The organism is Streptomyces sp. NPDC097981 (genome assembly GCF_040302565.1).
Lineage (GTDB): Bacteria > Actinomycetota > Actinomycetes > Streptomycetales > Streptomycetaceae > Streptomyces.
Genome location: NZ_JBEORW010000031.1, coordinates 62,459 through 87,384, shown reverse-complemented (window position 1 = coordinate 87,384; position 24,926 = coordinate 62,459). Strand labels below are relative to the sequence as shown.

At 73.7% G+C, this 24,926-nt stretch carries 16 protein-coding genes; 7 read left to right on the top strand and 9 right to left on the bottom strand.

Going from position 1 to position 24,926, the window contains the following annotated elements:
• Positions 1-49: 49 nt before the first annotated feature.
• Complete coding sequence (locus tag ABTY04_RS27175; RefSeq protein ID WP_352216017.1) at positions 50-475, bottom strand: OsmC family protein; 426 nt, start codon at positions 473-475, stop codon at positions 50-52.
• Between the two features lie 63 nt (positions 476-538).
• Positions 539-1,603, bottom strand: coding sequence for a cell division protein ZapE (gene zapE / locus ABTY04_RS27170; RefSeq protein WP_502996726.1), 1,065 nt, complete (start codon positions 1,601-1,603; stop codon positions 539-541).
• Positions 1,604-1,687: 84 nt separating this feature from the next.
• Between zapE and ABTY04_RS27165 the strand changes: the two genes are divergently transcribed.
• The 4 genes from ABTY04_RS27165 to msrB all read left to right on the top strand — a co-directional run bounded on the left by ABTY04_RS27165 (position 1,688) and on the right by msrB (position 4,993).
• Positions 1,688-2,467 (top strand): pyrimidine reductase family protein, encoded by a 780-nt coding sequence (locus ABTY04_RS27165; protein WP_352216015.1) that lies wholly within the window; start codon positions 1,688-1,690, stop codon positions 2,465-2,467.
• Between the two features lie 148 nt (positions 2,468-2,615).
• Entirely contained in the window at positions 2,616-3,083 is a 468-nt protein-coding gene (locus ABTY04_RS27160) for an indole-3-glycerol phosphate synthase (RefSeq protein ID WP_352216014.1), read from the top strand.
• 82 nt (positions 3,084-3,165) lie between these two features.
• Positions 3,166-4,563: a UDP-N-acetylmuramate--L-alanine ligase gene (gene murC, locus ABTY04_RS27155; protein WP_352216013.1), complete on the top strand. Its 1,398-nt coding sequence runs from the start codon at positions 3,166-3,168 to the stop codon at positions 4,561-4,563.
• A 22-nt stretch (positions 4,564-4,585) separates the two neighbouring features.
• The gene (gene msrB, locus ABTY04_RS27150; RefSeq protein ID WP_352216012.1) at positions 4,586-4,993 is read left to right on the top strand and encodes a peptide-methionine (R)-S-oxide reductase MsrB; all 408 of its coding nucleotides are present in this window, start codon (positions 4,586-4,588) and stop codon (positions 4,991-4,993) included.
• Positions 4,994-5,191: 198 nt separating this feature from the next.
• Here msrB and ABTY04_RS27145 read toward each other — a convergent pair whose 3' ends face one another.
• From ABTY04_RS27145 to ABTY04_RS27130, 4 genes are all read right to left on the bottom strand, one after another.
• Positions 5,192-5,938, bottom strand: a complete 747-nt coding sequence (locus ABTY04_RS27145; protein WP_352216011.1) for a hypothetical protein — start codon at positions 5,936-5,938, stop codon at positions 5,192-5,194.
• 20 nt (positions 5,939-5,958) lie between these two features.
• On the bottom strand, positions 5,959-6,834 hold the full coding sequence (locus ABTY04_RS27140) for a hypothetical protein (RefSeq protein ID WP_352216010.1): 876 nt from the start codon (positions 6,832-6,834) through the stop codon (positions 5,959-5,961).
• 88 nt (positions 6,835-6,922) lie between these two features.
• Entirely contained in the window at positions 6,923-7,348 is a 426-nt protein-coding gene (locus ABTY04_RS27135; RefSeq protein ID WP_352216009.1) for a helix-turn-helix transcriptional regulator, read from the bottom strand.
• Entirely contained in the window at positions 7,345-7,977 is a 633-nt protein-coding gene (locus tag ABTY04_RS27130; protein WP_352216008.1) for a helix-turn-helix transcriptional regulator, read from the bottom strand. The genes ABTY04_RS27135 and ABTY04_RS27130 overlap by 4 nt, the downstream gene beginning before the upstream one ends.
• A 342-nt stretch (positions 7,978-8,319) precedes the next feature.
• Between ABTY04_RS27130 and ABTY04_RS27125 the strand changes: the two genes are divergently transcribed.
• The 3 genes from ABTY04_RS27125 to ABTY04_RS27115 all read left to right on the top strand — a co-directional run bounded on the left by ABTY04_RS27125 (position 8,320) and on the right by ABTY04_RS27115 (position 14,865).
• The gene (locus ABTY04_RS27125) at positions 8,320-11,523 is read left to right on the top strand and encodes a type 2 lanthipeptide synthetase LanM family protein (protein ID WP_352216007.1); all 3,204 of its coding nucleotides are present in this window, start codon (positions 8,320-8,322) and stop codon (positions 11,521-11,523) included.
• 84 nt (positions 11,524-11,607) lie between these two features.
• Positions 11,608-11,838, top strand: a complete 231-nt coding sequence (locus tag ABTY04_RS27120) for a hypothetical protein (protein ID WP_352216006.1) — start codon at positions 11,608-11,610, stop codon at positions 11,836-11,838.
• 108 nt (positions 11,839-11,946) lie between these two features.
• Positions 11,947-14,865, top strand: coding sequence for a helix-turn-helix transcriptional regulator (locus ABTY04_RS27115; protein ID WP_352216005.1), 2,919 nt, complete (start codon positions 11,947-11,949; stop codon positions 14,863-14,865).
• Between the two features lie 43 nt (positions 14,866-14,908).
• Here ABTY04_RS27115 and ABTY04_RS27110 read toward each other — a convergent pair whose 3' ends face one another.
• The 3 genes from ABTY04_RS27110 to ABTY04_RS27100 all read right to left on the bottom strand — a co-directional run bounded on the left by ABTY04_RS27110 (position 14,909) and on the right by ABTY04_RS27100 (position 24,907).
• Complete coding sequence (locus tag ABTY04_RS27110; protein WP_352216004.1) at positions 14,909-16,192, bottom strand: MFS transporter; 1,284 nt, start codon at positions 16,190-16,192, stop codon at positions 14,909-14,911.
• Positions 16,193-16,265: 73 nt separating this feature from the next.
• Positions 16,266-17,525 carry a cytochrome P450 gene (locus ABTY04_RS27105; protein ID WP_352216003.1) on the bottom strand — a complete coding sequence of 420 codons (1,260 nt, stop codon included), beginning with the start codon at positions 17,523-17,525 and terminating at the stop codon, positions 16,266-16,268.
• Positions 17,522-24,907, bottom strand: coding sequence for a non-ribosomal peptide synthetase (locus ABTY04_RS27100; protein ID WP_352216002.1), 7,386 nt, complete (start codon positions 24,905-24,907; stop codon positions 17,522-17,524). Before ABTY04_RS27100 ends, ABTY04_RS27105 begins: the two co-directional genes overlap by 4 nt.
• Positions 24,908-24,926 lie beyond the last annotated feature (19 nt).

The following is a 24,926-nucleotide window of genomic DNA, read 5'->3' as shown; positions in this document are numbered from 1 at the left end:
CTCGCGGAGCGCCGGCCGGGGATCCAGGGTCCCCGGCCCTGGGCGGGCGTCAGATCAGCTCGGCGCTGAGGGTGATCGTCGTGCCCGTCAGCGCCTGGCTGACCGGGCAGTTCTTCTTCGCGTCCTCGGCGGCCGCGGCGAAGCCCTCCGCGTCCAGGCCGGGAACCTCGGCGCGCACCGTCAGGTGGATGCCGGTGATGCCCTCACCGGGCTGGAACGTCACGTCGGCCTTGGTCTCCACCCGGGTGGGCGGGGTGCCGGCGCCGTCCAGGCCGTGCGAGAGGGCCATCGAGTAGCAGCTGGAGTGCGCGGCGGCGATCAGCTCTTCCGGGCTGGTCTTGCCGTTCGCGGCCTCGGCGCGCGAAGGCCAGGAGACGTCGAACGAACCCCGGCCCGAGGAGTCGAGGGTGACGACACCGGCACCCTTGAGCAGGTTGCCTTCCCATTCGGTGTGCGCGGTACGCGTGGTGGCCATGGTGGATCCCTTCGCAGAAGTGGGGAACGGCCGGCCCGTACGGAACGGGTCGGCGCCCCAAACCTACTGGGACACCAGGGGTTTCGCGTCGCGTGCCAGTGCGGTGAGCCGTGAGATGGCGCGGAAGTATTTCTTCCGGTAGCCGCCGTTCAGCATGTCTTCACTGAACAGGCGGTCGAAGGGCACTCCGGACGCGAGGACCGGTATCTCGCGGTCGTACAGGCGGTCCGCCAGGACCACGAGCCGCAGCGCCGTCGACTGGTCCGGGACCGGGCCGACATCGGTCAGGCAGACCGCCGATATCCCGTCCGTGAGGGCGCCGTACCGGCTCGGGTGCACCCGGGCCAGGTGTTCCAGCAGGCCCGGGAAGTCGTCCAGGCTCGCGCCCTCGGTCGCGTACGCGGCCTTCGTGACCTGCTCGTCCGAGAACGGCGCGGGAGCCTCCGGCAGACCGCGGTGGCGGTAGTCCTGGCCGTCGATGCGCAGCGGGCGGAAGTGTGCCGAGAGCCCCTGGATCTCACGCAGGAAGTCCACCGCGGCGAACCGGCCCTCGCCGAGCTTGCCGGGCAGGGTGTTGGAGGTGGCGGCGAGCGCCACGCCCTGCTCGACGAGGCGGCTGAGCAGCGAGGAGACGAGGACGGTGTCGCCCGGGTCGTCCAGCTCGAACTCGTCGATGCACAGCAGCCGGTGGCCGCCCAGGGTCTGGACCGTCTGCTGGAAGCCGAGCGCGCCGACCAGGTTGGTCAGCTCCACGAAGGTGCCGAAGGCCTTGAGCGCGGGCTCGGCCGGGGTGGCGTGCCAGAGGGAGGCCAGCAGGTGCGTCTTGCCGACGCCGTAGCCGCCGTCGAGGTAGACCCCGCGCGGGGCCGTCGGGGCCGCAGGCTTCTTCGCGAACCAGCGGCGCTTGCCGCTGCCGCTCGCATGGGATCCGCCCAGGCCGGCGGCGAAGCCGCTGAGCACGGTGACGGCCTCGGCCTGGCTCGGCTGGGTGGGGTCCGGGTTGTAGGTGTCGAAGCGCACCGAGTCGAAACGCGGCGGGGGCACCATCTCGGCCACGAGCCGTTCGGCGGGGACCCGCGGCTCGCGGGCGCACAGCGCCTGCGGGCCGACGTCGGCCGGGCCGGCTATCGGGGGTCGCCCGTAGGTGGATCCGGAGGTGGAGAGTGATGTCGACACAGCTCTTCACTCTACGGGGCGTGGCACACTGCATCGATGCGACGCCTGTTCCCTGTGACCGATCAGACATCAGCCCCCGCCGACCGCGGTGACCGGGAGTGGTCGCTGGACGAGCTGGCGGAGGCGTACGCGTACCCCGAGCTCGGCCCCGAGGACCACTGGCTGCGGGCCAACATGGTCTCCACCCTGGACGGCGCGGCCCAGCACGAAGGGCGCTCGCAGCCGATCTCCGGCGAGACCGACATGCGGATCTTCGGCACCCTGCGGGCGCTGGCCGATGTGGTGGTCGTCGGCGCCGAAACGGTTCGCCAGGAGGGTTACCGCCCGGCCCGGGCCCGGGAGGCGTTCGCGGCCCGGCGCGCGGCCGCCGGGCAGGGCCCCGCGGCCGCCATCGCGGTGGTCACGGCCTCCCTGGACCTGGACTTCTCCCTGCCCCTGTTCACCTCCCCACTGGTTCCGACACTCGTGGTGACCGGCGCGGCCGCGCCCGCCGAACGGGTGGCCGCGGCTGCGAAGGCCGGGGTGGAGGTCGTGGTGGCCGGCGACGGGGCGGGTGCGGATCCGGCCAGGGTGGTACGGGAACTCGCGGACCGGGGGCTGCGCCGCCAGCTCACCGAGGGCGGGCCCCGGCTGCTGGGGCAGTTCGTGGCCGCGGACGCGCTGGACGAGCTGTGCCTGACCATCTCGCCGATGCTCGTGGCGGGTGACGCCCAGCGCATCTCCGGAGGGCCCTCGGTCGCCGTGCCGCACCGGCTGGCGCCCGCCTGTGTACTGGAGGAGGCCGGGTTCCTCTTCACGAGCTACCGTCGGATCTGACGAGGGGCGGAATTTGCCGTTCCGCTTGGCTTCCGCCGGGCACATACCTGGGCAGACATATCCGCGCAAGGCCCCGTGCGAGAGCGGGGCAGGATGGTTTCCGCAGGGGCCGGCCGACCGGCCCGGGCCCATGAAGGAGAGGGTGTCCGTGTTCACGAGCGTATTGATGATCGAGCAGCCGCTGACCGGCTTCGACGTGGACTTCGTCACCAGCCTGCACGGGGACGACCCGGTCTCCTTCCTCGTCCTGATGCAGCCCCGGGGCGACCAGGACCGGCTGCTGCGCGCGATCGACGACGTGGCGCTCGGCGAGCTCCCCGAGGCGCTCCGCGAGGCCGACGTGCCCGAGGGCCACGCCGCCCGCGGCCCGGCCGAGCAGGCCCTCGTGCTCTCCCTGGAGGCCTTGCGCAAGAAGGGCGCCAAGGCCAGCGGGCAGATCATCGAGGACCACCCGCTCGACAAGCTCAAGAGCGTCGTGGAGGAGTCGAACGCCGACGAGGTGATCGTTCTGACCGCCCCGCACTTCGTCGAGGAGTTCTTCCACCGGGACTGGGCCTCCCGCGCGCGCCACAAGGTCGGGGTTCCCGTGCTCAAGCTCTTCGCCCACAACGAATAGGCTGGCGTCCGACACACGCGCCGGGACGGTCCGCACCGCCGAGACCCCCGACGTACCGACCCGCACCTTGGGGAGATCCCGTATGACGCCGCCCGGCCTGCCGAACGCCATGGAACGCCCGCACTTCATCGGCATCGGCGGCGCCGGGATGTCCGGCATCGCGAAGATCCTCGCCCAGCGCGGCGCGCAGGTCGCCGGCAGCGACGCAAAGGACTCCGAGACCGCCCAGGCGCTGCGCGCCCACGGCGCCACGGTCCACATCGGGCATGCGGCCGGCCACCTCGCCGACGACGCCACCTGCGTCGTCGTCTCCAGCGCCATCCGCGCCGACAACCCGGAGCTGGCGCGCGCCGCCGAGCTCGGCATCCCCGTCGTGCACCGCTCCGACGCCCTGGCCGGCCTGATGGACGGACTGCGGCCGATCGCGGTCGCCGGTACGCACGGCAAGACCACCACCACCTCGATGCTGGCCGTGTCCCTGTCGGCCCTGGGCCTGGACCCCTCGTACGCCATCGGCGGAGACCTGGACGCCCCCGGCTCCAACGCCCACCACGGCGAGGGCGACATCTTCGTGGCCGAGGCGGACGAGAGCGACCGCAGCTTCCACAAGTACACCCCGCAGGTCGCGATCATCCTCAACGCGGAGCTCGACCACCACGCGAACTACGCGTCGATGGACGAGATCTACGAGTCCTTCGAGACCTTCGTCGGCAAGATCGTGCCCGGCGGCACCCTGGTCGTCGCCCACGGCCAGGCGGGCGCCGCCGTGATCGCCGGCCGGGTCCGCGCCGCCGAGGGCCTGAACGTCGTCACGTACGGCGAGGACGAGGGCGCCGACGTCCGGATCACGAAGATCACCCCGCGCGGTCTGACCAGCGAGGTCACCGTGGTCATCGACGGCCGGATGCTCACCTTCACCGTCTCCGTGCCCGGCCGCCACTACGCGCACAACGCCGTCGCGGCCCTGGCCGCCGGTGTCGCCCTCGGCATCCCGGCGCACAACCTGGCCTCCGCCCTCGGCAAGTACACCGGCGTCAAGCGCCGCCTCCAGCTCAAGGGCGAGGCCGCGGGCGTGCAGGTTATCGACTCCTACGCGCACCACCCGACCGAGATGACCGCCGACCTGGAGGCGATCCGGGGCGCCGCCGGGGACTCCCGGATCCTGGTCGTCTTCCAGCCGCACCTCTTCTCCCGCACCCAGGAGCTGGGCAAGGAGATGGGCCAGGCCCTCTCCCTCGCCGACTCCGCCGTGGTCCTGGACATCTACCCGGCCCGCGAGGACCCGATCCCCGGCGTCACCAGCGAGATCATCATCGCGGCGGCCCGCACCGCGGGCGCCGACGTCACCGCCGAGCACGACAAGGCCGCCGTCGCCGACGTCATCGCGGGAATGGCGAAGCCCGGTGATCTCGTTCTCACCATGGGCGCGGGCGACGTCACGGACCTCGGTCCGGCGATCCTCGCCCGGCTGACCGACTGAGCAACGAGGGAGCGGGAGAGTCATGCCGTACGAGGTCGAGAAGACGGACGAGCAGTGGCAGGCGGAGCTGACGCCGTCCGAGTACCAGGTGCTGCGCCTGGCCGGCACCGAGCCGGCGTTCCGCGGTGAGTACACCGACACCAAGACCGCCGGCGTCTACTCCTGTCGCGCCTGCGGCGCCGAGCTCTTCCGCTCCACGGAGAAGTTCGAGTCGCACTGCGGCTGGCCGTCCTTCTTCGACCCGAAGGACTCCGACGCCGTCGAGCTGAAGGCGGACGTCTCGCACGGGATGGTCCGCACCGAGGTGCTCTGCGCGAAGTGCGGCTCCCACCTGGGCCACGTCTTCGAGGGGGAGGGCTACCCCACGCCCACCGACCAGCGCTACTGCATCAACTCGATCTCGCTGCGGCTGACCCCCGACGAGGGCTGAGGAAGCCTGCTGCTCGTGCCGTCGCCCCGCCGGGCCGTTGCCCGGCGGGGCGACGGCGTGCGGCGGGGTGATCCGGTGGAAACCCTGCGGGGTGATCTTCCTCGGCCCGGAGGACAGCGGCGGCCCGCTGCGCCGTGACCCCGCCCGCCGGCAGCGCGGACCGTGCAGGGTCATCGGCGGCCGCGCGGGAGCATCCGGTCAGACCCCCACGCGGTCCAGGGCCGGGAGGAACTGGTCGTAGAAGACGGTCTTGAGCTGCACCGAGCGTTCCTCCAGCTCCTTGAAGCAGTCGCTCGATTCCTCCCGGGCCAGGAGTTCGGTCACCCGCGCGGCCAGGCGGTCGGAGTGGGAGCCGGAGAGCAGGGACACCCTCGCGAGGGGCTGGGTCTTCGCGTCGTGGACGTGGTGCGGGTGGTAGAAGCGCGAGCGGCTCTCGCCCGCAGGGGAGAACAGGGGGCCCATCCGCTCCCACAGCCGTCCGTACTCGACCGAGACCAGGACCTCGCCCCAGAACCGCAGGACCGTCAGCAGCCGCAGGTCGCAGTTGTCGTGGGCGCCCGATTCGGCGATCAGCTCGAAGGCGTCGCCGATGGCGCGCCGCGTCGCGGCCGTCGGTCTCGACGCCACCAGGGCCTGCCTGGAGACCCCGAGCCGGCGCAGGTCGTGCGTCATGTCCTCGCGGTGCGAGGGCGTGTGCCCGTCCCCGCCCGGGTACTCCTCGCGCAGGATGACACGGGCGATCCGCCGCCCCGCCTCGTCGCGCAGCAGGTCGATCGCCAGATCGTAGGACGGGGTGAAGGCGAGGGAGACGAAGCGCCGCTGGAGCAGCAGGGCGGCGAAGTCCTCGTCCGGCAGCAGCGCGATGTTCGCCAGGACCGGGTGCTCCCTGAACCGCTCGACCAGTGTGTCCTCGAACGCGTCCAGCTCGTGCATGGGCATGGGCATGGGTCGTACCTTTCCGTGGTTCACAGGCTGATGTCCCCGATGGAGTTGCGCCAGTCGCCCAGGTCCACGTCGTGGCCGATGCGCCACAGGGTGTCGAGCTCCTTGCGGACCTCCGTGCCCATGACGGTGTCGTCGCCGTCGATCTCGGTCTGGGTGGAATCGATGGCGAGCTGGCCGTGCAGGAACGAACTCACCAGGAAATGACCGTCGGCCTTGAACACGGCGATGGACGGCAGGGAGTTGTACACGCGCACCCGGAGCAGTGACCGGCTCTCCTGCCGGATTTCCAGGCAGAGCTCGGCGAGGCCGGCCAGGCACCGTTCCACGCTCGCCTTCACGTCCACCGCGAGGGCGCGATCGCGTACGGCCGTCAACGCCTCGTCCCGCAGGCCCGCCACGGGCGACGCCGGGTGCAGCAGCATGATGCGCACCGGGACCTGCCGGTCGACGATCGCCTTCCGTAATGCGGGCTCGATGTGCTCCAGATTGGGGATCCAGGTCTGCAGGATGACGACCTCCTGCGCGGCGCCGTTCACGAACCCCGTGAACTCGTCCTCGGGGAAGCGCCGGTGCACCCTGACCACGCCGCTGTAGTGCTCCTGCTTGAGCCGCTGCGCGACCGAGTCGATGTCCAGCTTGGAGAGGTGTGCCTCGATGTTGGCGTCCAGCGCGCCGACCTGCGCCTGGACGTCGTCGAGCTTTCTCAGGCGGTCGATCTCCAGCAGGAGGAACACCGTGACCGTGCTCAGGATGAGCAGCGTGACCTTCGGGAGCGCACCCCCGGGCGCCAACGCGTCGAGCCAGCCGAAGAGATCCGCGAGCAGCACCACGACACCCGATGTGGCCATCAGGCCCAACGCGATCCGTTCCGCCCGATAGCGAAAATCACCGCTCATGCCACACCAGCCCCCCCGGCCCGCCGTCATGGGCGACGACCGTACACCGCGCCGCTGCCCTGGAGGCGTGTTCCGGGGAACAACGATCTCAGATGAGGCTGTGGCGGACCGCGCAGGCCACGGCGTGGGCCCGGTTGCGGGCCTGGAGGCGGGACATCAGCTCGTAGATCACGTTCTTGATCGTGTGCTCCGAGCAGGACAGGGTGCGGGCGATCACCGCGTTGCCGTGGCCCTCCGCCATCAGCGTGAGCACCGCGGTCTGGCGGGCCGTGAGCCGGGGCGCGTCCGCCGGGGCCGCGGACCGGGGCGCCGGTACGGCGGCACCGGCGGCCGTGGTGCCCGCGGTGGCGGGGGCGCGGCCGGCGCCGCCCGCGGTGGCCCCGCCGAGCAGGCGGACCAGGGCCGGGTAGGGCATCCGGCCGTCCCCGGCCTGGCGCAGCAGGCTCAGCCGGTCCGCCGGTGCGGGAACCCGTACGGCCACGGTCTCGCGCGTGAGTTCGGCGACGGCGGTCACAGCAGGCCCACCCGGAGGGCGTAGGCGACCGCGTGTGCCCGGTTGCGCAGCCGGAACCGCTGGGTGATGTCGTGGACGACGCTCGTCACGGTCCGCGGCGAGTAGCACAGCTGCTTGGCGATCTCGTTCGTCTCGTGGCCGTCGGCGACCAGGCGCAGCACGCTGCGCTCCCGGTCGCTCAGGCCGGCCGCCCACGGGCCGGCGTCCCCGTCGGACCGCCCGCCCGCCCGGCCGCCCGCGCCGGAGCGCTCCAGCAGCCGGTCCAGGAGGTCCGGCGGCAGCGTGCAGTCGCCGCGGGAGGCGGCCAGTACGGCGCGCGAGAGCCGCGTGACGTCCGCCTCGCGGCGGCGCAGCAGCCCGCGGGCTCCGGCGGCTATGGCGTGCAGGGCGCCGTCGGGCGCCAACTCGCCCGCCACCAGCACCACATCGGGGCGGGCCGTGGTGTCGCGGACGGTGCGCAGGACGTCGAGCTCCGGCCGGCCGACCTGGTCCACGGTCATGACCACGACCCGCGGTGCGGCGCCCGGGGCCGTCAGGGACACTTCCGGGCAGGCGAACAGGGTGCTCTTGGTTCCCGCTTCCAGCACGGGGTCGAATGCGACGACGTCGACAGGGACGGGTTCTCCCACCAGGTCCTCCGATGATCATCCGCCGGCCGGGGTGCCGGACGGGCGGAAGGGGCACTGGACACAGGCTGCGGGGCGGGGGCCGGGTGCGGCATCGGGCCCCGGCCCCCACATTTGTGAAGGCGCGCCTCCGCACGGGGGAAGGCGTGCCTCCGCAGGCACGGATCCCGCGGAGGAGACCTGGGGGCAGGCCCGCGACCTGCCCGGACCGGTCTGCCGCGGCCCCGGCCGACGGCCGCCGCCCCGCCCCGTACGGCAGGCCCGCGGAGCCCATGGGGGCGGGTCCGCGGAATATGGGGGATCGGCCCCCATGTGCGCGGCCCCGCACTCTGCGAGTTTTCTCCTGTGACTGACACCGCCACCACCGCCGAAGAAACCCAGGTCGGCGGCCTGGCCCCCTTCTGGTGGGCCCGGGCCCTGAACCTGCGGGAGCGGCTCGCCGCCCCGGGTACCCCGGTACCCGCACCGGCCGCCGCCCCCCACAGCCGACCGGCATCGTGGTCCCTGGGGGACACGGAGGGCTTCGCGGCCCGGCTGGCGGGCCTGGGAGTCGCGGAAGACGTGGCGTACGCCCTCGCGGCGGAGACCCCCGGCCGGCTGGCCGCCCGTACGGCCGAACCGCAATGGGCCCGGTACATCGGGCAGACGGTGGCCGCGGCCCCCGCACGGGCCGGCCTGCCGGCCCCCACGGCGCCCGACGCGGACGGCGCCGCGGTGTTCCTGCCCGCGCTGCGCCCCCTGATCGGGTCCGCCTGGGCGGAGGCGGCCGCACGCATCGACCTCGCCGACGGCGAACTCGCCGCCGTCCGCACCGCGTTCGAGGAACGGCTCGGCGACCGGCTGATCCGGCAGTCCGCCCGCACCCTGGTCCGCGAACTCCACCGGGCCCGCACGGAGGGCCTGTTGGCGGGGGAGACCCCGCGCGAGCGGTTCGCGGCCTTCCTGGCCCTGCTCGCCGCCCGGCAGGGCCTCGCGGAACTGTTCACCCGCTACCCGGTGCTGGCACGCATGCTCGGCCAGTCCTGCGGCCACGCGGCCTCGGCCACCGTGGAGCTGTTCGACCGCTTCGCCGCCGACCGCCCGGAGATCGTTGCGGGGCTGCTGCACGGCCGTGACCCGGGCCCCCTCGTCCGGGTGGACCTCGGCCGGGGCGACCTCCACCAGGGCAACCGGTCCGTGGCCCTGCTGCGCTTCGCCGACGGTTCGACCGTCGTGTACAAGCCCCGGCCGCTGGACCAGCACGCCCTGCTGGACCAGGCCGTCGCCTGGGCCAACGGCAAGGTGCCGGGACTGGGCCTGCGGACCCCGCGGTCGGTGCGCGGCGACGGATACGGCTGGCTGGAGTTCATCGAGCACGGCTGGTGCGCCTCGCCCACCGAACTGGACCGGTTCTACCGGCGCCAGGGCGCGCTGCTCGCCCTGCTCTACGCGATCGACGGCGTGGACATGCACTACGAGAACGTCATCGCCTGCGGTGACCAGCCGGTGCTCGTGGACGCCGAGACCCTGCTCCACTCCGGTCTGCCGGCGGCCGTGACCTGCGGGCCCGACCCGGCGGCGGACGCCCTGGCCTCCTCGGTGTACCGCACCTGCCTGCTGCCGAGCCTGCTGATCGGCGAGAACGGGGCCATGGACATCTCGGCACTGGGCGGCGGGGACGGCGGCTCGTACCCCAGCGACGGGCTGCGCTGGGAGGCCGCCGGGACGGACGGGATGCGGCTGCTGCGCGGACCGGTGGCCAGCCCGGCCGGGCAGAACCGGCCGGCCCCGCAGGGCCGGGCGGCCGGCCACGCCGACCACCGGGCGGCGCTGCTGGAGGGATTCCGGGCCGGATACGACGCGATCACCGAGCACCGGGCCGAACTCCTGGGCGACGCGGGTGCCGACGGCGGGCTGCTGGACCGCTGGGCCACCAGCCCGGGGCGCCTGATCGCCCGCTCGACCCGTCTCTACACGACGCTGCTGGACGAGTCCACCCACCCCGACCTGCTGCGCGACGCCCTGACCCGCGACGCGGTGCTCTCCGTGCTCTGGTCCGAGTCCGAGCACGACCCGGCCCGCCGGCGGCTGATCGAGGACGAGATAGCCGACCTGTGGTCGGGGGACGTGCCGCTGTTCTTCCACCACCCCGCGGACACCGCGCTGCGGACCTCCCGGGGCACCCGGCTCGACGGGGTGCTGACGGCCCCGAGCCTGCGCACCGCACACGACAAGATCGCCGCGATGGGGGAGGTGGACCGCCACGACCAGGAGTGGATCATCTCGGCGACGCTCGCCGTCACCGGGGCCAACCTCAGTGTCGGCGGCCCGCGTTCGACCCTGGCCGGGCCCGCCGCGCCGGCCGCCGTGCCCGAGCCGTCCCGGCTGCTGGCCGCGGCCTGCGGGATCGCCGACGAGATCGCGGCCCGGGCGGTGCACGGCGGGGGCCGCGTCAACTGGCTCGGCCTGGAGCAGGTGGCCGGCGAGCACTGGGCCGTCCTGCCGATGGGCGGTGGGCTCGCCCAGGGCTACTGCGGCGTGGCGCTCTTCCTGGCCCAGCTCGGCGCCCTGACCGGGGCCGAGCGGTACACGACGCTGGCCCGGCAGGCCGTACGGCCGCTGCCCGAGCTGCTGGCCGCAATGGCCGCGGACCCCGGCCTGGCCGCCGCGGTGGGACCCGGCGCCCTGCACGGAATCGGCGGCATCGTCTACACGGCGGCCCGGCTGGCACCCCTGCTCGGCGAGGGCCTGGCCGACTGCCTGCCCGACGCGCTCGCCGCCCTGGAACGCGCTGCCGGGGCCGAAGCCGAGGACGGCGCCGAAGGCCCGGCCGATCTGGCCGACGGCCTCGCCGGAGCCCTGGCCGCGGCGGTCGCGGCGCAGCGCACGTACGGAGCGCAGGTGTCGGGCGTCGCCCAGCGGCTCGCCGACCGGCTGCTGGTCCGGGCCGGGAAGAGGCTCGCCGAACAGCGTCCGGCGGCCCCCGGCTTCGCCCACGGCGACGCCGGCATCGGCTGGGCCCTGCTGCGCCACGCCGCCGCCCTGGAGGAGGCGGGGCAGCCGGGGGCTGCGTACGCCCGCACGGGTGCCGCGCTGCTGCGCCCGGCGCTGGACGAGGCCCTGCTCCGGCCCGCAGACCTCGGCTGGCACACGGGCCTCGCAGGAACCGCGCTGGCCGCCGCCGACGTCCTCGGGACCGCCGCAGACCCGGTCCCCGTGGCGGAACTCGACCGGTGCGCCGCCCTGCTGGGCGCGCCCTTCGAATCCCCCGACCTCAGCCTGCACCGCGGCGCCCTCGGATCCCTGGAGCTGCTGGGCGTCCTCGCCGGCCAGGGCCACGACGGGGCCCGGACCGCACTCGGCCACCGCGCCGGGGACATCCTCGGCCGGCTGGCGGACCACGGCCACCGCTGCGGCACCCCCGACCACGTACCGTCCCCCGGGTTCCTCACCGGGCTCTCCGGCATCGGATACGCCCTGCTCAGGCTGGGCTTCCCGGAGGCCGTCCCGTCCGTCCTGCTGCTCGAAGGCGCCGCAGCGGCGCCGAGCGGCCCCCACACCACCGCCTGACCGGCGGCACCGAGCACCCCGGCACCTCAGCACCGCAGCACTGAGCACCACTCCCATCAGGTAACGAGAAAGGTACTCACCACCATGCAGAAGCCCCAGGTCAACGCCCAGTCCGTCACCGCCGCCGACGAGGCCGCCGCCGCGGCCGCCGCAGAGGCGCGGACCGAGGACCCGGCCGGCGGGATCACCCTGTCGGGACGGAACAAGGCGTGCGCCCGGGCCCGTGCTCTGGCCGGTGTGGTGCTCACCAGCGGCATCGTGATCACCCTGAGCACGATCGACACCAGCGTCTCGGCCCCGAACGTCACCTGGTAGTCCGTGTCCGATCTTCCCGGGATCTTTCCCGGATCTCCACTCCGCCCTTGTTCGGAACGGCCAACTTTCGCCGCACAATGAGCCGTTCGCATGAACTAGATTGCGGACATGCGTTCCCGTTCGCGTTACATCGTCGGCCGTGACTCGCAACTGCGTGAGATCAAGCAGGCACTGACCGACGCGGACGAAGGGCGCGGCGGGGTCGTCTTCCTGGCCGGCGAGGCCGGAATCGGAAAGTCCAGGCTCGCCGCCGAAGCCGTCGGCATGGCCCTCGGCATGGGCATGCGGGCCCTGCGGGGCCGGAGCAGCACCACCGGCCCCACCATCCCTTTCCGGCCACTCACCGAAGCGCTGATGTCGCTCTTCCGCAGCGGCGAACCCCTGGACGACCTGCCGCTGGGCCCCTACCGGCCCGCCCTCGGCAGGATCATCCCGGACTGGAGCAGCGACGCCCAGAACAACAGCTCCATGGTCATCCTCGGCGAAGCCGTGCTGCGGCTGCTCATCGCCACCGGCAAGGAGCACGGCCAGCTCCTCCTGCTGGAGGACCTGCACGACGCCGACCCCGAGACGCTCGCGGTCGTCGAATACCTCGTGGACAACCTGGAGTACACCAACGTGGTGCTCCTGGCCACGATCCGTACGGAACCCTGCGACGCGCTCGACATGGCCGACTCGGCCCGTCGGCGCGGCGTGGGGACCGTACTGGAACTCGCCCCGCTCACCCGCCCCGAGGTCCGCGCGGTGATCGCCGCCCAGCTGGACACCGAGCCCGAACTGGTGCCGACGGCGGCCCTGGAGCGGCTCTGGGACGACAGCGCCGGCAGCCCGTTCCTCGTCGAGGAGCTGCTCCAGGGCATGATCGGCAGCGGCGCCCTCGTCCGCTTCGAGGACGGCTGGCGGGTGGTCGGCGACCTGCGCAGCGACGTGTCCACCGCCCTTGCCCGGGGCATCCTGCGCCGCATCGACCGGCTCGGCCCGCAGGGGCTCACCCTGCTCTCCGCGGCCGCCGTGATCGGCCGCCGCTTCCCGCTCACCGTGCTCCAGCGGATGACCGGCATCGACGACCGCGGGCTGCTCAGCCACCTGCACGCCGGCGTCGCGGCCCAGCTCGTCGTCCCCGACGAACCCGCCCCCGACTGGTACGCGTTCCGCCACTCGCTCACCGCCGAGGCCCTGCTCACCCAGCTCACCCCGGGCAACCGGGCGACCATGTCCGGCCGGGCCGCGGACGCCGTGCATTCCCTCTACCCGGACCTCGAAGGCGACTGGTGCCCCCTGGTGGCCGAGCTGCGCTCCCAGGCGGGCGACGAGGCCGAGGCAGGCCGCCTGTTCACCGACGCCGGCCTGCGCGCCCTCGGAGCCGGCGCGATCGGCTCCGCGATCACCCTGCTCAGCCGCGCCGAACGGCTGCTCGCCGCCAGCCAGGACGCGGCCGGCCGCACCGACGCCCTGGAGGCCCTGCTCCCCGCGCTCGCCGAAGCCGGCGACTTCGCCCGGGCCTTCGGGTTCGCGGAGAACCTGCACACCCTCGGCGGAAGCGGCCTGAGCGCCACCCGGCTCGCCGCGCTGCACACCCGGCTCGCCAAGGTGGCCCACACCGCGGGCCGCTGGGAGGACGGCAATAGACAGGTGGCCCAGGCCAGAACCCTCCTGGGCGCCCATCCCGACGAGCGCTGCACCGCCTCGGTCGATGTGACCGCCGCCTACCTCGCGCTCGACACCCCCGGCCCGGACCGCACCCAACTGGCCGAGAAACTCGCCCACTCCGCGCTCCAGGCGGCGCAGCGCCACGGCCTGGCCACCGTCGCCTGCCAGGCCCTGGAACTCCTCGCCACCCTGGCCCGCGAACGGGACTTCGACGAGGCCACCGCCCTGCTGGAATCGGCCCTCCAGACCGCCGAACAGCACCAGCTCCCGCTGCAGCGCATGTACGCGCTCACCCGGATCGGCGGCAACAACTGGCTCACCGAGGGAGCCACCGCCCCGCTGCTGGCGGCCCGGAGCGAGGCCCAGCGGCTCGGCTCGGCCACCATCGTCCACACCATCGACGGCATCATGACCCTGGACGCGGTCCTGCGGGCCGAGTTCACCGCCGCCCAGCAGTCGGCCGAGGAGTGCCTGGCCGTCGTACAGCGGCTCAGGCTGGCCCCCGCCACCCGCTACGTCCTGATGGCCCGCGCGGCACTGGCCGCCCACCGGGGCGACCGGCCCGCGATGGAGAGCGCACTTGCCGCCTTCGCCGACTGGGACGGGGCCGGCTCCCAGGAGGAACCGCTGACCCGCGGCCTCGCCCGGGCCTTCTGCGCGCTGACGGAGGAGGACCGGCCCGGCGCCGTCCGCGAACTGCGCGCCGTCGCCGACCTGGAGGACACCAATCCCAGTACGTACTACCTCAGCGGGCGGTACGGCATCGGAGTCCTGCTGGACGTGCTGTCGGGAGAGGCCGGCCGCGCAGCGTACGAGGAGATCGCCGCCACCGCACCCGGGCGGATGCGCTGGAACCGGCAGTTCGTCCTCTTCGCCGGAGCCGTCCTGCTGGGCCGCGAACGCCGCCCCGAGGAGGCCGCGGCCGCTGTCGCCGAGGCGCTGCGCGCCGCCGCCCCGTACGCCACCGCGCTCCACCTGGGGCTGCGGCTGATCGCCGAGGCGGCGTACGAGGACGGCTGGGGCGAGCCGGTGGCCTGGCTGCGCCGGGCCGAAGAGCACTTCCACCAGGGCGGCGTGGCCGCGGTCGCGGGCGCCTGCCGCGCGGCCCTGCGCCGGATGGGCGCCCCGGTGCAGCAGCGCCGCTCCGGTTCGGGCACGATCCCGGAGGTGCTGCGCGCCCAGGGCGTCACCGTCCGCGAGTACGAGGTCTTCCGGCTCCTCGCGGAACGCCTGGGCAACAAGGACATCGCCGAACGCCTCTACATCTCGCCGCGCACGGTCGAGAAGCACATCGCGGCCCTCGGCACCAAGACGGGCCGCACCAATCGCGCCGCCCTCTGCGAACTCTCCGCGTCCCTGGCCCCGTCGGGGTCCTGACCCGCAGGCCCCCGCGCCGGGAGGACGCGGGGGCGAGGCCGGGTCAGCGCATTGCGCGGACCGTTCTCGAGCTCAGGATTCCCAGCGCCGTCACCACGAGGATCACCGCGGAGAGGGCGAACATCGGGCCGGTGCCCGATCCGGCCACGGCTCCGCACGCGATCAGCGAGAGCGGGGCGACGGCGTAGCCGATGACCATGTCCACCGCGATGACGCGGCTCAGTACGGAGCCGGGGATGTTGTGCTGGATCCAGCTGAGGCCGAAGACCCCCTGGAAGCCCATGCCGAAGCCCATCGCCAGGACCGTGGCGAGCGCCGCCGCGGTGTTGCCGGCCAGGGCGAGCGCCGCAGTGCCGACAGCGAGCCAGCCGGCCAGCGCGGCGATCAGCAGACCGACCCGCGGGCGGCTGCCCAGGGCGCCGCCGACGAGCGTGCCCAGCATTGCCCCGCCGGCCAGCGCGCCGTTGAGCAGTCCGAGGGTGGCCGAGCCCCCGTGCAGGTCGACCTTGGCCAGAGTGGCGAAGCCGACGGTGAACGGACCCGATTGGCAGAAGGTGACCGCCGCGTCGACGACCAGGATCGTCCGGATACGAGGGTCCTCCAGGGCGTACCGCAGCCCCGCGCGCATCCGGGTGGCCAGCGAGTCCCCGGCCGCGGGGGCCGGCGCGGGCCGTTCACCGTCCGCGTGCGGTGCGTCCGGCTCCGGCTCCGGCGCGGGCCGCGCCAGGGGCCGAATCCCCGCGATGCACAGTCCGCACAGCGCGAAGCACACCCCGTCGACGAGGAAGGCGACGGAGGCGTTGCTGAACGCCACCACCATGCCACCGACGGCCGGGCCCAGCACCGCTGCGACCTTGGCGGCGACCGTGAGCAGGGCGTTGGCCGGCGCCAGCAGCTCCTTGTCCACCACCGACGGCAGGATCGATGCCCTGGCGGGCTGGAAGAACGCGTCGACGGCGCCGAAGGCCGCGGCGGCACAGCACAGCATCCAGAGCGTCAGCGCCCCGCCCGTCCCGGTCAGTCCCACGGCCGCCATCAGGGCGGCCCGGGCCCAGCTGGAGAACTTCATCAACGTCCGCGAGGACCACGTGTCGCTGAGGGAGCCGCCGACCAGGGTCAGCAGGGCCCGCGGCACCGCCTGGCAGGCGAGTACATAGCCCAGGGCCAGGGTGGACCCGGTCAGGCCGAGCGTGATCCAGGCGAAGGCGATGTAGCTGAACCCGTCGCCGAGCAGCGACAGGGACTGCCCGAGCCACAGCAGGCGGAACGACGGCAGCCGGGCAGGGGCGCGCAGCCGTGATCCCGCGTCCGCCAGAGTGGTAGCCATGGGGAAAACCCTTCGAGGAGCCGGAAGAGAAGCAGGAGCAGGAGGCGGAGCCGCCGGGCGGCGGCTCCGCCTGTCAGTAGCGGACGGGCAGGGCGGTCAGGGCGCGGTTGAGCAGCGAGAGCTGCCAGGTGTGCCGCTGTTCGATCAGCTGCAGGCCCGGGTACTCGCAGACGAGTACGCCGACCGCGGCACCCGCCACCAGCCGCGCCAGCGCCGCCCCGATGCAGAAGTGCGCCCCGAAGCCGAAGCCCAGATGGGAGGCACTGCCGCGCAGGACGCTGAACCGGTCCGGTTCGGCGAAGCGCTCCGGATCGCGGTTGGCCGCGGCGGTCACCAGGAACATCCGGTCACCCGAGCGGACCGGACGGCCGTCGAGGTCGAAGTCCCGTGCGGCGGTGCGGATCGACATCTTCGACGGGCCGTCCCAGCGCAGCGCCTCCTCCACCGCCATGGGCACCCGGTGCGGGTCCTCGCGTACGGCCGCCAGCTCGTCCGGGTGCTCCAGCAGGGCGAGTACGGCATTGACGATGAGGTTGCTGGTGGTCTCGCCGCCGGCGAAGGCCATCTGGGTCAGCATCCCGACGAACTCCTCCTCGCTGACCGACTTCCCGATCTGGCCGCCCGCCAGCACGGAGCTGATCAGGTCGTCCTTGGGGTCGGCGCGGCGCTGTTTCACCAGGTCGGCGAGGTAGTCGTCCAGGTTGACCAGGGACTGGAGCGAGGTGCGGTACTCGCGCTCCTCCTGGGCCGCGCCCAGGACGAGGTCGCCCACCCGGGCGTTCCAGTACCAGAAGGACGGGCCGTGCGCCTGCGGGACGCCCAGCCAGCGGGCGAAGACCAGGGCGGGCAGCGGCCGGGCGATGTCGGCGACCAGGTCCCCGATCCGGCCGGGGACGGCGCGGCGGGCGAGCATGGCCCGGGTGGCGCGTTCGACGAAGGCCCGGTAGCGGCCGATGGAGCGGGCCGCGAACTGCTCCTGGAACACCTGGCGCAGCCGCCGGTGCTGCGGCGGGTCGTTGAACACCATCCAGCGGGACAGGATCGCGAAGGCCCGCTCGGCGTCCTCGCGGGCGCCCTCCGGCACGGCGTCCATCAGCGGGCGCACCCGCTCGGCGGAGACCGCCGGTTCGCGCAGGCAGTGCATCAGCTGGGCGTGGCCGGTGACCAGCCAGGCCCGGTGCATCGCGGACCAGTACACGGGGTCGTGGTCGCGCAGGGAGCCCAGGTACCCGTACGGATCGGCGTTGACGACGGGGTCGAGCAGGTACCGCTCGGTGAATCCGGCCGGTGCACGGACGAGTGCCGGCGCCGTGCCGGTCGCGGTCGCAGTCATCGGCGGGCCTCCGTCCGGATGGAGTGCAGCAGGGCTGCGGTCGTGCCGATCAGGGGTTCGGACATCAGCGACATGTGGTCTCCCTCGGTCACGTGGACGGTCAGCCCGCCCAGGGCCAGCTCGCGCCAGCATTCGACGTACTCCCGGAAGCCCACGTCCAGGCCTGGCATCGGCTCTCCGTCGGGCAGCCCGGCGGCCTGCGAGCCCACCACGAGGTGGATGTGGCCGGGGTAGGGCCGGAGCTCGTAGCCGGCCAGGGCGGTGAGCAGCGAGTGCCACACCTCGATCGGGGCGTTCTCCACCAGGGCCGCCTCACCGGGGCTCATGCCCGCACCCAGCAGCAGCGCGGTGAGCTCGGCGGTCGTCGCCTCCCGTTCGGCCGACGGCGGCAGGGCGCGCACCCGGTCGCGCAGCCGCAGCCCCTCCTCCATGTGCCGGCCGACGGCGGCGAGCTGCTCCCGGGAAGCGGGGCAGGGCAGGTACGGCTCGATCAGTGTCAGGGGTGCCACGGTGTGGCCGGCCCCGTGCAGCTGTGTGGCCATCTCCAGGGCAAGATTGGCGCCCATGGACCAGCCGAACAGGGCGTGCGGGCCGGTTCCCCCATGGGCGGTGATCTCGGCCGCGTAGTTCGCCGCGATGCCGGTCACCGTGGTCGGGTCGACCCCGCCGAGCAGCCCGCGGGCCTGGAAGGCCCGTACCGGCACTCCGGCGGGCAGGGCCCGGGCGAGCCCGACGTACCAGGCAGCGCTGCCGCCCGTGGGGTGGACGCACCACAGAGGATCGCCCGCGCCCTCCCGAAGCCGGACCTCGGACCTGACCTCCTGCGCCTCGTCCTGCGCCCCGTCCCCCGCCTTGTCCGCAGACTGCCCGGCACGGGTGGCGAGCTGGGCGATCGTGGGCGCCTCGATCAGGTCCCGGACCGAGACCGCCAGGCCCCGGGCCGCGGCCCGGGCGGCCACCCGGACCGTCGACAGGGAGCTGCCGCCGATACGGAAGAAGTCGTCGTGGACGCCGACCCGCGGCAGGCCGAGCACCGTACGCCACACCTCCGCCAGCGTCTTCTCGGCCGACGTGCGCGGCGCGACGTAGGCGGTGTCGAGGTCGGAGCGCTCCTGCGGCAGCGGCAGCGCGCCCCGGTCCACCTTCCGGCTGGTGTTCAGCGGCAGCTCGTCCAGGAACACGAACCGCGTCGGCACCATGTACTGGGGCAGCCGGGAGCGCAGCTCCAGTCGCAGGGCCTCCGCGTCCCGGGCGCAGTCCGGCGCGGGGACCACGTACGCGACCAGAGCCGGGTCGCCCGGCAGGTCGCGGCGGAGCAGGACCACCGCCTTGTGCACCGCGGGCAGCTCCCGCAGCGCGTGTTCGAGCTCGCCCAGTTCGATGCGGAAGCCGCGCAGTTTGACCTGGGTGTCCCGGCGGCCCAGGCATTCGATGCTGCCGTCGGCGTGGTAGCGGCCGAGGTCGCCGGTGCGGAACAGCCGTCCGCCGGGGGGGCCGTAGGGGTCGGGCACGAAGGTGGCGGCGGTGAGCTCGGGCCGGTTCAGGTAGTACAGGCCGACGGCGTCGCCGCCGAGGCAGATCTCGCCGGGTACCCCGATCGGCACCGGCTGGAGCGCGTCGTCGAGCACGTACACCTGCGTATTGCGGATCGGCGGGCCGATCGGCGGCAGGCCGCCGCCCACCCGGCAGATCTCACCGCAGGACCACACCGAGGTCTCCGTCAGACCGTAGGAGTTGACGAAGCGCCGGCCGCGGGACCACACGTCGGCCATCTCCGCCGTGGGCGCCTCGCCGCCGGTCACGATGGTGCGCAGCGTGGGCAGCTCCTCCCGTTCCTCCGCCAGAACCGCGAGCGAGCTCGGCGGCAGCGCGGCGGCGGTGATCCCCTGGGCATTGATCGTGGCCGCCAGGTCGGGGCCGGGCAGCAGCGCCTCCTTCGGCGCCGTGCACAGGCGCGCCCCGTTCGCGAGGGCCCAGGTCAGTTCGCTGACGAACACGTCGAAGCTGAACGAGGCGAACTGCAGTACGCGGTCGGTCCCGGTGGGCCGGCACACGTCCCGCTGGCCGTGGATCAGGTTCGTCAGCCCGCGGTGGGGTACCGCGGCGCCCTTGGGCCTGCCGGTCGACCCGGAGGTGTACAGCACGTACGCGGTGTTGCCGGCACCGGCACCGGTCCCGGCAGCGGGCGCCGGTCCTGCCGGGTGCGCAAGGGGCGCGTCCAGCAGCACCGTCTCCCCTGCGAACGGTACGGTTCCCGCCAGCGCGGACTGGGTGAGCAGCACCCGCATCCCGCTGTCGCCCGCCACGAACGCGAGGCGCTCGGCGGGGTGCTGGGGATCGAGGGGGAGGAACGCGCCGCCCGCCTTGAGTACGGCGACCACCGCCCGCACCATGTCGGGGCCCCGGTCGGCGCAGATCCCGACGATCACCTCGGGTCCCACGCCGAGCTCCCGCAGCCGGGCGGCCAGCGCCCGTGCCGACGTGTCGAGTTCGGCGTACGTCACCTCCTGCGTGCCGTGGGCGACGGCCACCGAGTCCGGGCTGCGCCGGGCGTGCTCGCCGATCCACTCGTGGAACAGCTGCGGCGGGTTCGCCACCACCGGGCCCTGCGCCCAGTCCACCAGGGCGCGCCGACGCGCGTCCGTCGCCAGCAGTGGTGCCGTGACCGGCCCCCCGGGGTCGGCGACCATCGTCTCCAGCAGCTTGCACACCACGTCGGAGAGCTGTTCGGCGGCGGCCGGATCCACGCGTGTGGTGTCGACGTCGACGCTGAACCCCTCCACGCTCACATTGATGTTGAGGGGGAACATGGTCTGCGCGATTTCCTCGGACTCGTCCCAGCTGTCCCCGGCGAGCCGGTGGAAGTTGACGTAGTTGAAGAGGACGTCGACCAGGCCCGGCTCGTTCGGCCGCAGCCGGCCGATCCGCGCCAGCGGCACCCTGCGGTGCGGCATGAGATCCTGCTCGGCCGCGAAGACGGTGCGCAGCAGATCCAGCCAGCCGTGCCCCGGGCCGGGCCTCCTGATGCCGAACGGGACGCTGTTGAGGAACAGCCCGCGCATCCGGTCGGCGTCCGGCAGCTCCGGACGGCCGTTGGTGACCAGGCCGATCGAGTGGCCTGCGGCCGGATGGCCGGTGTCCAGGTCGGCGAAGAGGCCCATCGCATGGTGGAAGGCGGCGAGCAGGACGGTCCGCCGCGGTACCCCGGCGAGCCGGGCGAGGCGGCCGATCGGCTCGGCGAGCGCCGCGTACGAGCGCCGGACCTCCACGATGTCCGAACTGCCCGCGCAGGAGGACCCGCTGCCGCGCCGCGGGAACCGTACGGGCCGCAGCTCGGCCAGCCTGCCGCTCCAGAAGGCCAGCCCCTCCTCGGACTCGGCCGCCGACCGCTCCAGCGCCACGTATTCGGCGAACCGGGGGGACGGGGGCAGGCTCGGCTCCCGCCCGAGGGCCACGGCCTGGCGGTGCAGGTCGAGCAGGTCCGCGATGAGCGAGGTCAGGCTCCAGCCGTCCAGGACCACATGGCAATCCGTGATCGTGAACCGCAGCTCGTGGTCGGTGAGCTGGTGCAGGTGGAGGCGCACCAGCGGCGCGGCGGCCAGGTCGAACCGGCGGGAGAACTCCTCCTTGACGTACGCCTTCACGGCCGCGCGCTGCTCCTCGCGGCTCAGAGCGCGCAGATCGCCGTAGCCGACGGGGAGTTCGGCGGTGCGGTGCACCAGCTGCAGCGGCTCGCCGTACGAGACGAGGTCGATGGAGGAGCGCAGGATGTCCTGGCTGCGCACGACGGTGTCCACCGCGGTCTGGAACGCGGCGAGGTCGAAGCCCTCGGGCACGGTGATCTTGAGGTCGGTGACGTTGTGGTAGGCGCCGCGGTGCGGGTCGGCCAGCATCTCGTGCAGCATGCCTGCCTGGAGCATCGTCAGCGGGTACGCGTCGTCGAGCCCCTCCGGCAGCCGGGCCGCGTCGGCCGGGTCGAGCTGGGAGAACGGCTCCACGGGCGCGGGCTCGGCGTCATCGGCCGCCTCGGCCGCCAGCGCCGCCAGGTCGCCCAGGGTGCGGGCCCGGAACAGGTCCGGGACGCTCAGGCCCAGTCCGGCGGAGCGGGCCTGCCCGATCACGCGCAGGGCCAGCATCGAGTCGCCGCCCAGGTCGAAGAAGTTCGCCGTACGGCTGATCCGCTCGGCGCCCAGCACGTCCGACCAGATGCGGGCCAGTGCCACCTCGGTCGCACCGGACGGCGGGACGTGGCCGGCGGGCGCGGCGGCCCCCTCGGCGGCCACCGCCACCAGTGCCTTGCGGTCCACCTTGCCGTTGGCGGTGATGGGCAGCTTCGGGTGCCGGACGAACAGCGCGGGGACCATGTACTCGGGCAGCGTGAGCCGCAGCCGGTCGCGCAGGTCCGGCGCGTCCAGCGGCCGGCCCTCGGCCAGCACCACGTGGGCGACCAGGCGGGCCCCGCCGTGCGCATCGGGCCGGGCCACCACCGCGGCGTCCCGTACGCCGGGCAGAGCGCGCAGCGCGGTCTCGATCTCACCGGGCTCGATGCGGAAGCCGCGGATCTTCACCTGGTGGTCGGCCCGCCCGGCGTACGCCAGCTGCCCGTCGGGCAGCACCCGTACCAGGTCGCCGGTGCGGTACATGCGGGTCCCGCCCGGACCGAAGGGGTCGAGGGGGAAGCGCTCGGCGGACAGCTCCGGCCTGTTGCGGTAGCCGCGGGCGACGCCCCCGCCGGCCACGTACAGCTCGCCCACGGTGCCGTGCGGAACCAGCCGGCCCGCCCGGTCCAGGACGTAGCCGTGCTGGCCCGCCAGGGGGCGGCCGATCGGCGAGTAGACCGGGGAGACGGTGTCCGCCTCGGTGATCGGCCGGTGGGTGACGTGCACGGTGGTCTCGGTGATCCCGTACATGTTCACCAGCGCGGGCCGCTCGCCCTCGGGCACGGCGAACCAGTCGCGGTAGTCGCGGGCGTCGAAGGCGTCACCGCCGAAGATCACGGTGCGCAGCGCGAGACCCGCGAAGACCTCGCCCTGCTGCGCCAGATGGGCCCGCAGCCCCTTGAACGCCGCCGGGGTCTGGTTGAGCACGGTGACGCGCTCGTCGCGCAGTACGGCGTGCACCGCGGCGGGGTCGCGGACCTCGTCCTCGGTCAGCACCACCACCCGGCCGCCGGAGGTCAGCGGGGCCCACAGCTCCCAGACGGAGAAGTCGAACGCGGGGGAGTGCAGCAGCGTCCACACGTCGCCGGCGCCGAAGTCGAAGTGGCGGTCGGCGGCGCCGAGCAGCCAGGCGAGGTTGCCGTGGGTGACCTCGACGCCCTTGGGCTGCCCGGTCGATCCCGAGGTGTAGATGACGTAGGCGAGGGTGTCCGGACCGGGGAGCACGCCGGCGAGCGGGTCCGACGCCCCCGTGCCGTCGGCGGTGTAGTCGGCGGCGCCGTCGAGCGGGATCACGCCCACCGGCAGTCCTTCCACCGCCGTGCGGCCGACGGAGTCGGCGACCACCCACTCCACCCCGGCGTCGCCGACCGTGAACTCCCGCCGGGCCCGCGGGTGGGCGGGGTCCAGCGGCAGGTACGCCGCGCCGGCCCGCCATACGCCGAGCAGCGCGACGGCCAGGTCGACCGAGCGGCCGAGGCAGACGCCCACCAGGGATTCCGGGCCGATGCCCGCGGCCCGCAGCCGCCGGGCCAGGGCGAGGGAGGCCGCGTCGAGTTCGGCGTACGTCAGGCTGCGGCCGCCGCCGGAGACGGCCACGGCGGTGGGGGCCAGCCGGATCCGTTCGGCCAGCCGCTCCAGCGCCGGCCGCGGGGCCGGCTCGGGGACGCGGCCCGCCTGCGGGCGGTTCGCCGGGCCGTCGGGGCCGAGCAGGGCGGCCCGCTCGTCCGCGGTGAGCAGGTCGGCCATGGCGAGCGGGACGTCCGGGGCCCCGGCGAACGCCCGCAGCACGGCGACGGTGTGCTCGGCCAGCCGGGCCACCGATGGCGCGTCGAACAGGTCGGGGCGGTAGACGAACTGCAGCCGGATGCGGTCCGCGTCCTCGCTGACGTCCAGCGTCAGGTCGAACTTCGCGGTGGTCAGGTCGATGGGGAACGCCGAACCCGTCGCGTCCCCGAGGACGTACGCGCCCCGCCGCATGGCGGAGGAGTGCGAGAACAGCACCTGGAACAGCGGGTTGCGCGACAGGTCCCGCTCGGGGCTCAGCTCGTCGACGACGCGCTCGAAGGGCAGGCTCTGGTGCGAGAGGGCGCCCAGGACGCTGTCCCGGGTGCGGGCGAGGAGCTGCACCGCGGTCGGGTCGCCCGACAGATCGGTGCGGATCACCAGGGTGTTCACGAAGAACCCGACCAGGTGCTCGATCTCGGGGCGCTCCCGGTTGGCGACGACGGTGCCGATCGCGATGTCGTCGTGGCCGCTGTGGAAGGCCAGGGCTGCCTGGAACGCCGCCATCAGGGTCATGTACGAGGTGGTGTCGGCCCGTCGGCCGAGCTCGGCCAGGGCCGCCGTCAGCGGCCGGGGGAGCTCGACGGTGTGCACGGCCCCGGCGGAGGTGCGGACTGCGGGCCGCGGGTGGTCGGTGGGCAGTTCGAGCGGGGTCAGGCCGGAGAGGGCCGTGCGCCAGTAGTCCAGTTCCGTGCTCTCGTCGGCCCCGCGCTGCCAGTGCGCGTAGTCGGTGTACTCGACCGGTGGCGCCGCGATGCGCGGGGGCCGGCCCTCGCTTCTGGCCAGGTAGAACGTGCTCAGGTCCGCGGTCAGGAGGTCCAGCGACCAGCCGTCCGAGACGATGTGGTGCATGGCCAGTACCAGCACGTGGTCGTCGGGCGCGATCCGCAGCAGGGTGGCCCGGAACGGGGGCGCGGCGGCCAGGTCGAACGGGCGCAGCGCCACCTCCCGTACGGCCTCGGGCAGCGCTCCGGGCCCGCCGTCGCGCACCGCCGCGGACAGGTCGACCACGTCCAGGCCGGCCGCCTCGGCGGCGGGGAGCACCCGCTGGGCCGGCACCCCGTCCTCGTGGGAGAACACCACCCGCAGCTGCTCGTGGCGGGTGACGAGGTCCCCGATCGCCGCGCTCAGCGCGGCCGTGTCCAGCGGCCCGGTGAACCGCCAGGCCGTCGGCATCAGGTACTCGACGCCGCCGGGGTCGAGCTGGTCGAGGAAGTACAGGCGCTGCTGGGCGGCCGACAGCGGGGCCTGCGCGGGGCGCGGGTCGAGCCGGGAGATGCCCGCGGGCGCGGCGGCGGCCGCCTTGCCGCGCAGGCGCAGTTCGAGGAGCCGGCGGGCCGCCGGGGTGAGGCCGCCCGGCGTCGCGGAGGCCGTGGTGGAAGGCGTGGTGGAAGGCGTGGTGGAAGGCGTGGCGGAGTTTTCGACCTGTGCAGTGGTCATAGGAAGTGCCGTCCAATCA

Excerpts from the sequence above, each read along its gene's own strand:
- ABTY04_RS27175 (WP_352216017.1), bottom strand. The coding sequence starts at position 475 with ATGGCCACCACGCGTACCGCGCACACCGAATGGGAAGGCAACCTGCTC.
- ABTY04_RS27165 (WP_352216015.1), top strand. The coding sequence starts at position 1,688 with ATGCGACGCCTGTTCCCTGTGACCGATCAGACATCAGCCCCCGCCGAC.
- murC (WP_352216013.1), top strand. The coding sequence starts at position 3,166 with ATGACGCCGCCCGGCCTGCCGAACGCCATGGAACGCCCGCACTTCATC.
- msrB (WP_352216012.1), top strand. The coding sequence starts at position 4,586 with ATGCCGTACGAGGTCGAGAAGACGGACGAGCAGTGGCAGGCGGAGCTG.
- ABTY04_RS27145 (WP_352216011.1), bottom strand. The coding sequence starts at position 5,938 with ATGCCCATGCCCATGCACGAGCTGGACGCGTTCGAGGACACACTGGTC.
- ABTY04_RS27140 (WP_352216010.1), bottom strand. The coding sequence starts at position 6,834 with ATGAGCGGTGATTTTCGCTATCGGGCGGAACGGATCGCGTTGGGCCTG.
- ABTY04_RS27120 (WP_352216006.1), top strand. The coding sequence starts at position 11,608 with ATGCAGAAGCCCCAGGTCAACGCCCAGTCCGTCACCGCCGCCGACGAG.
- ABTY04_RS27115 (WP_352216005.1), top strand. The coding sequence starts at position 11,947 with ATGCGTTCCCGTTCGCGTTACATCGTCGGCCGTGACTCGCAACTGCGT.
- ABTY04_RS27110 (WP_352216004.1), bottom strand. The coding sequence starts at position 16,192 with ATGGCTACCACTCTGGCGGACGCGGGATCACGGCTGCGCGCCCCTGCC.
- ABTY04_RS27105 (WP_352216003.1), bottom strand. The coding sequence starts at position 17,525 with ATGACTGCGACCGCGACCGGCACGGCGCCGGCACTCGTCCGTGCACCG.
- ABTY04_RS27100 (WP_352216002.1), bottom strand. The coding sequence starts at position 24,907 with ATGACCACTGCACAGGTCGAAAACTCCGCCACGCCTTCCACCACGCCT.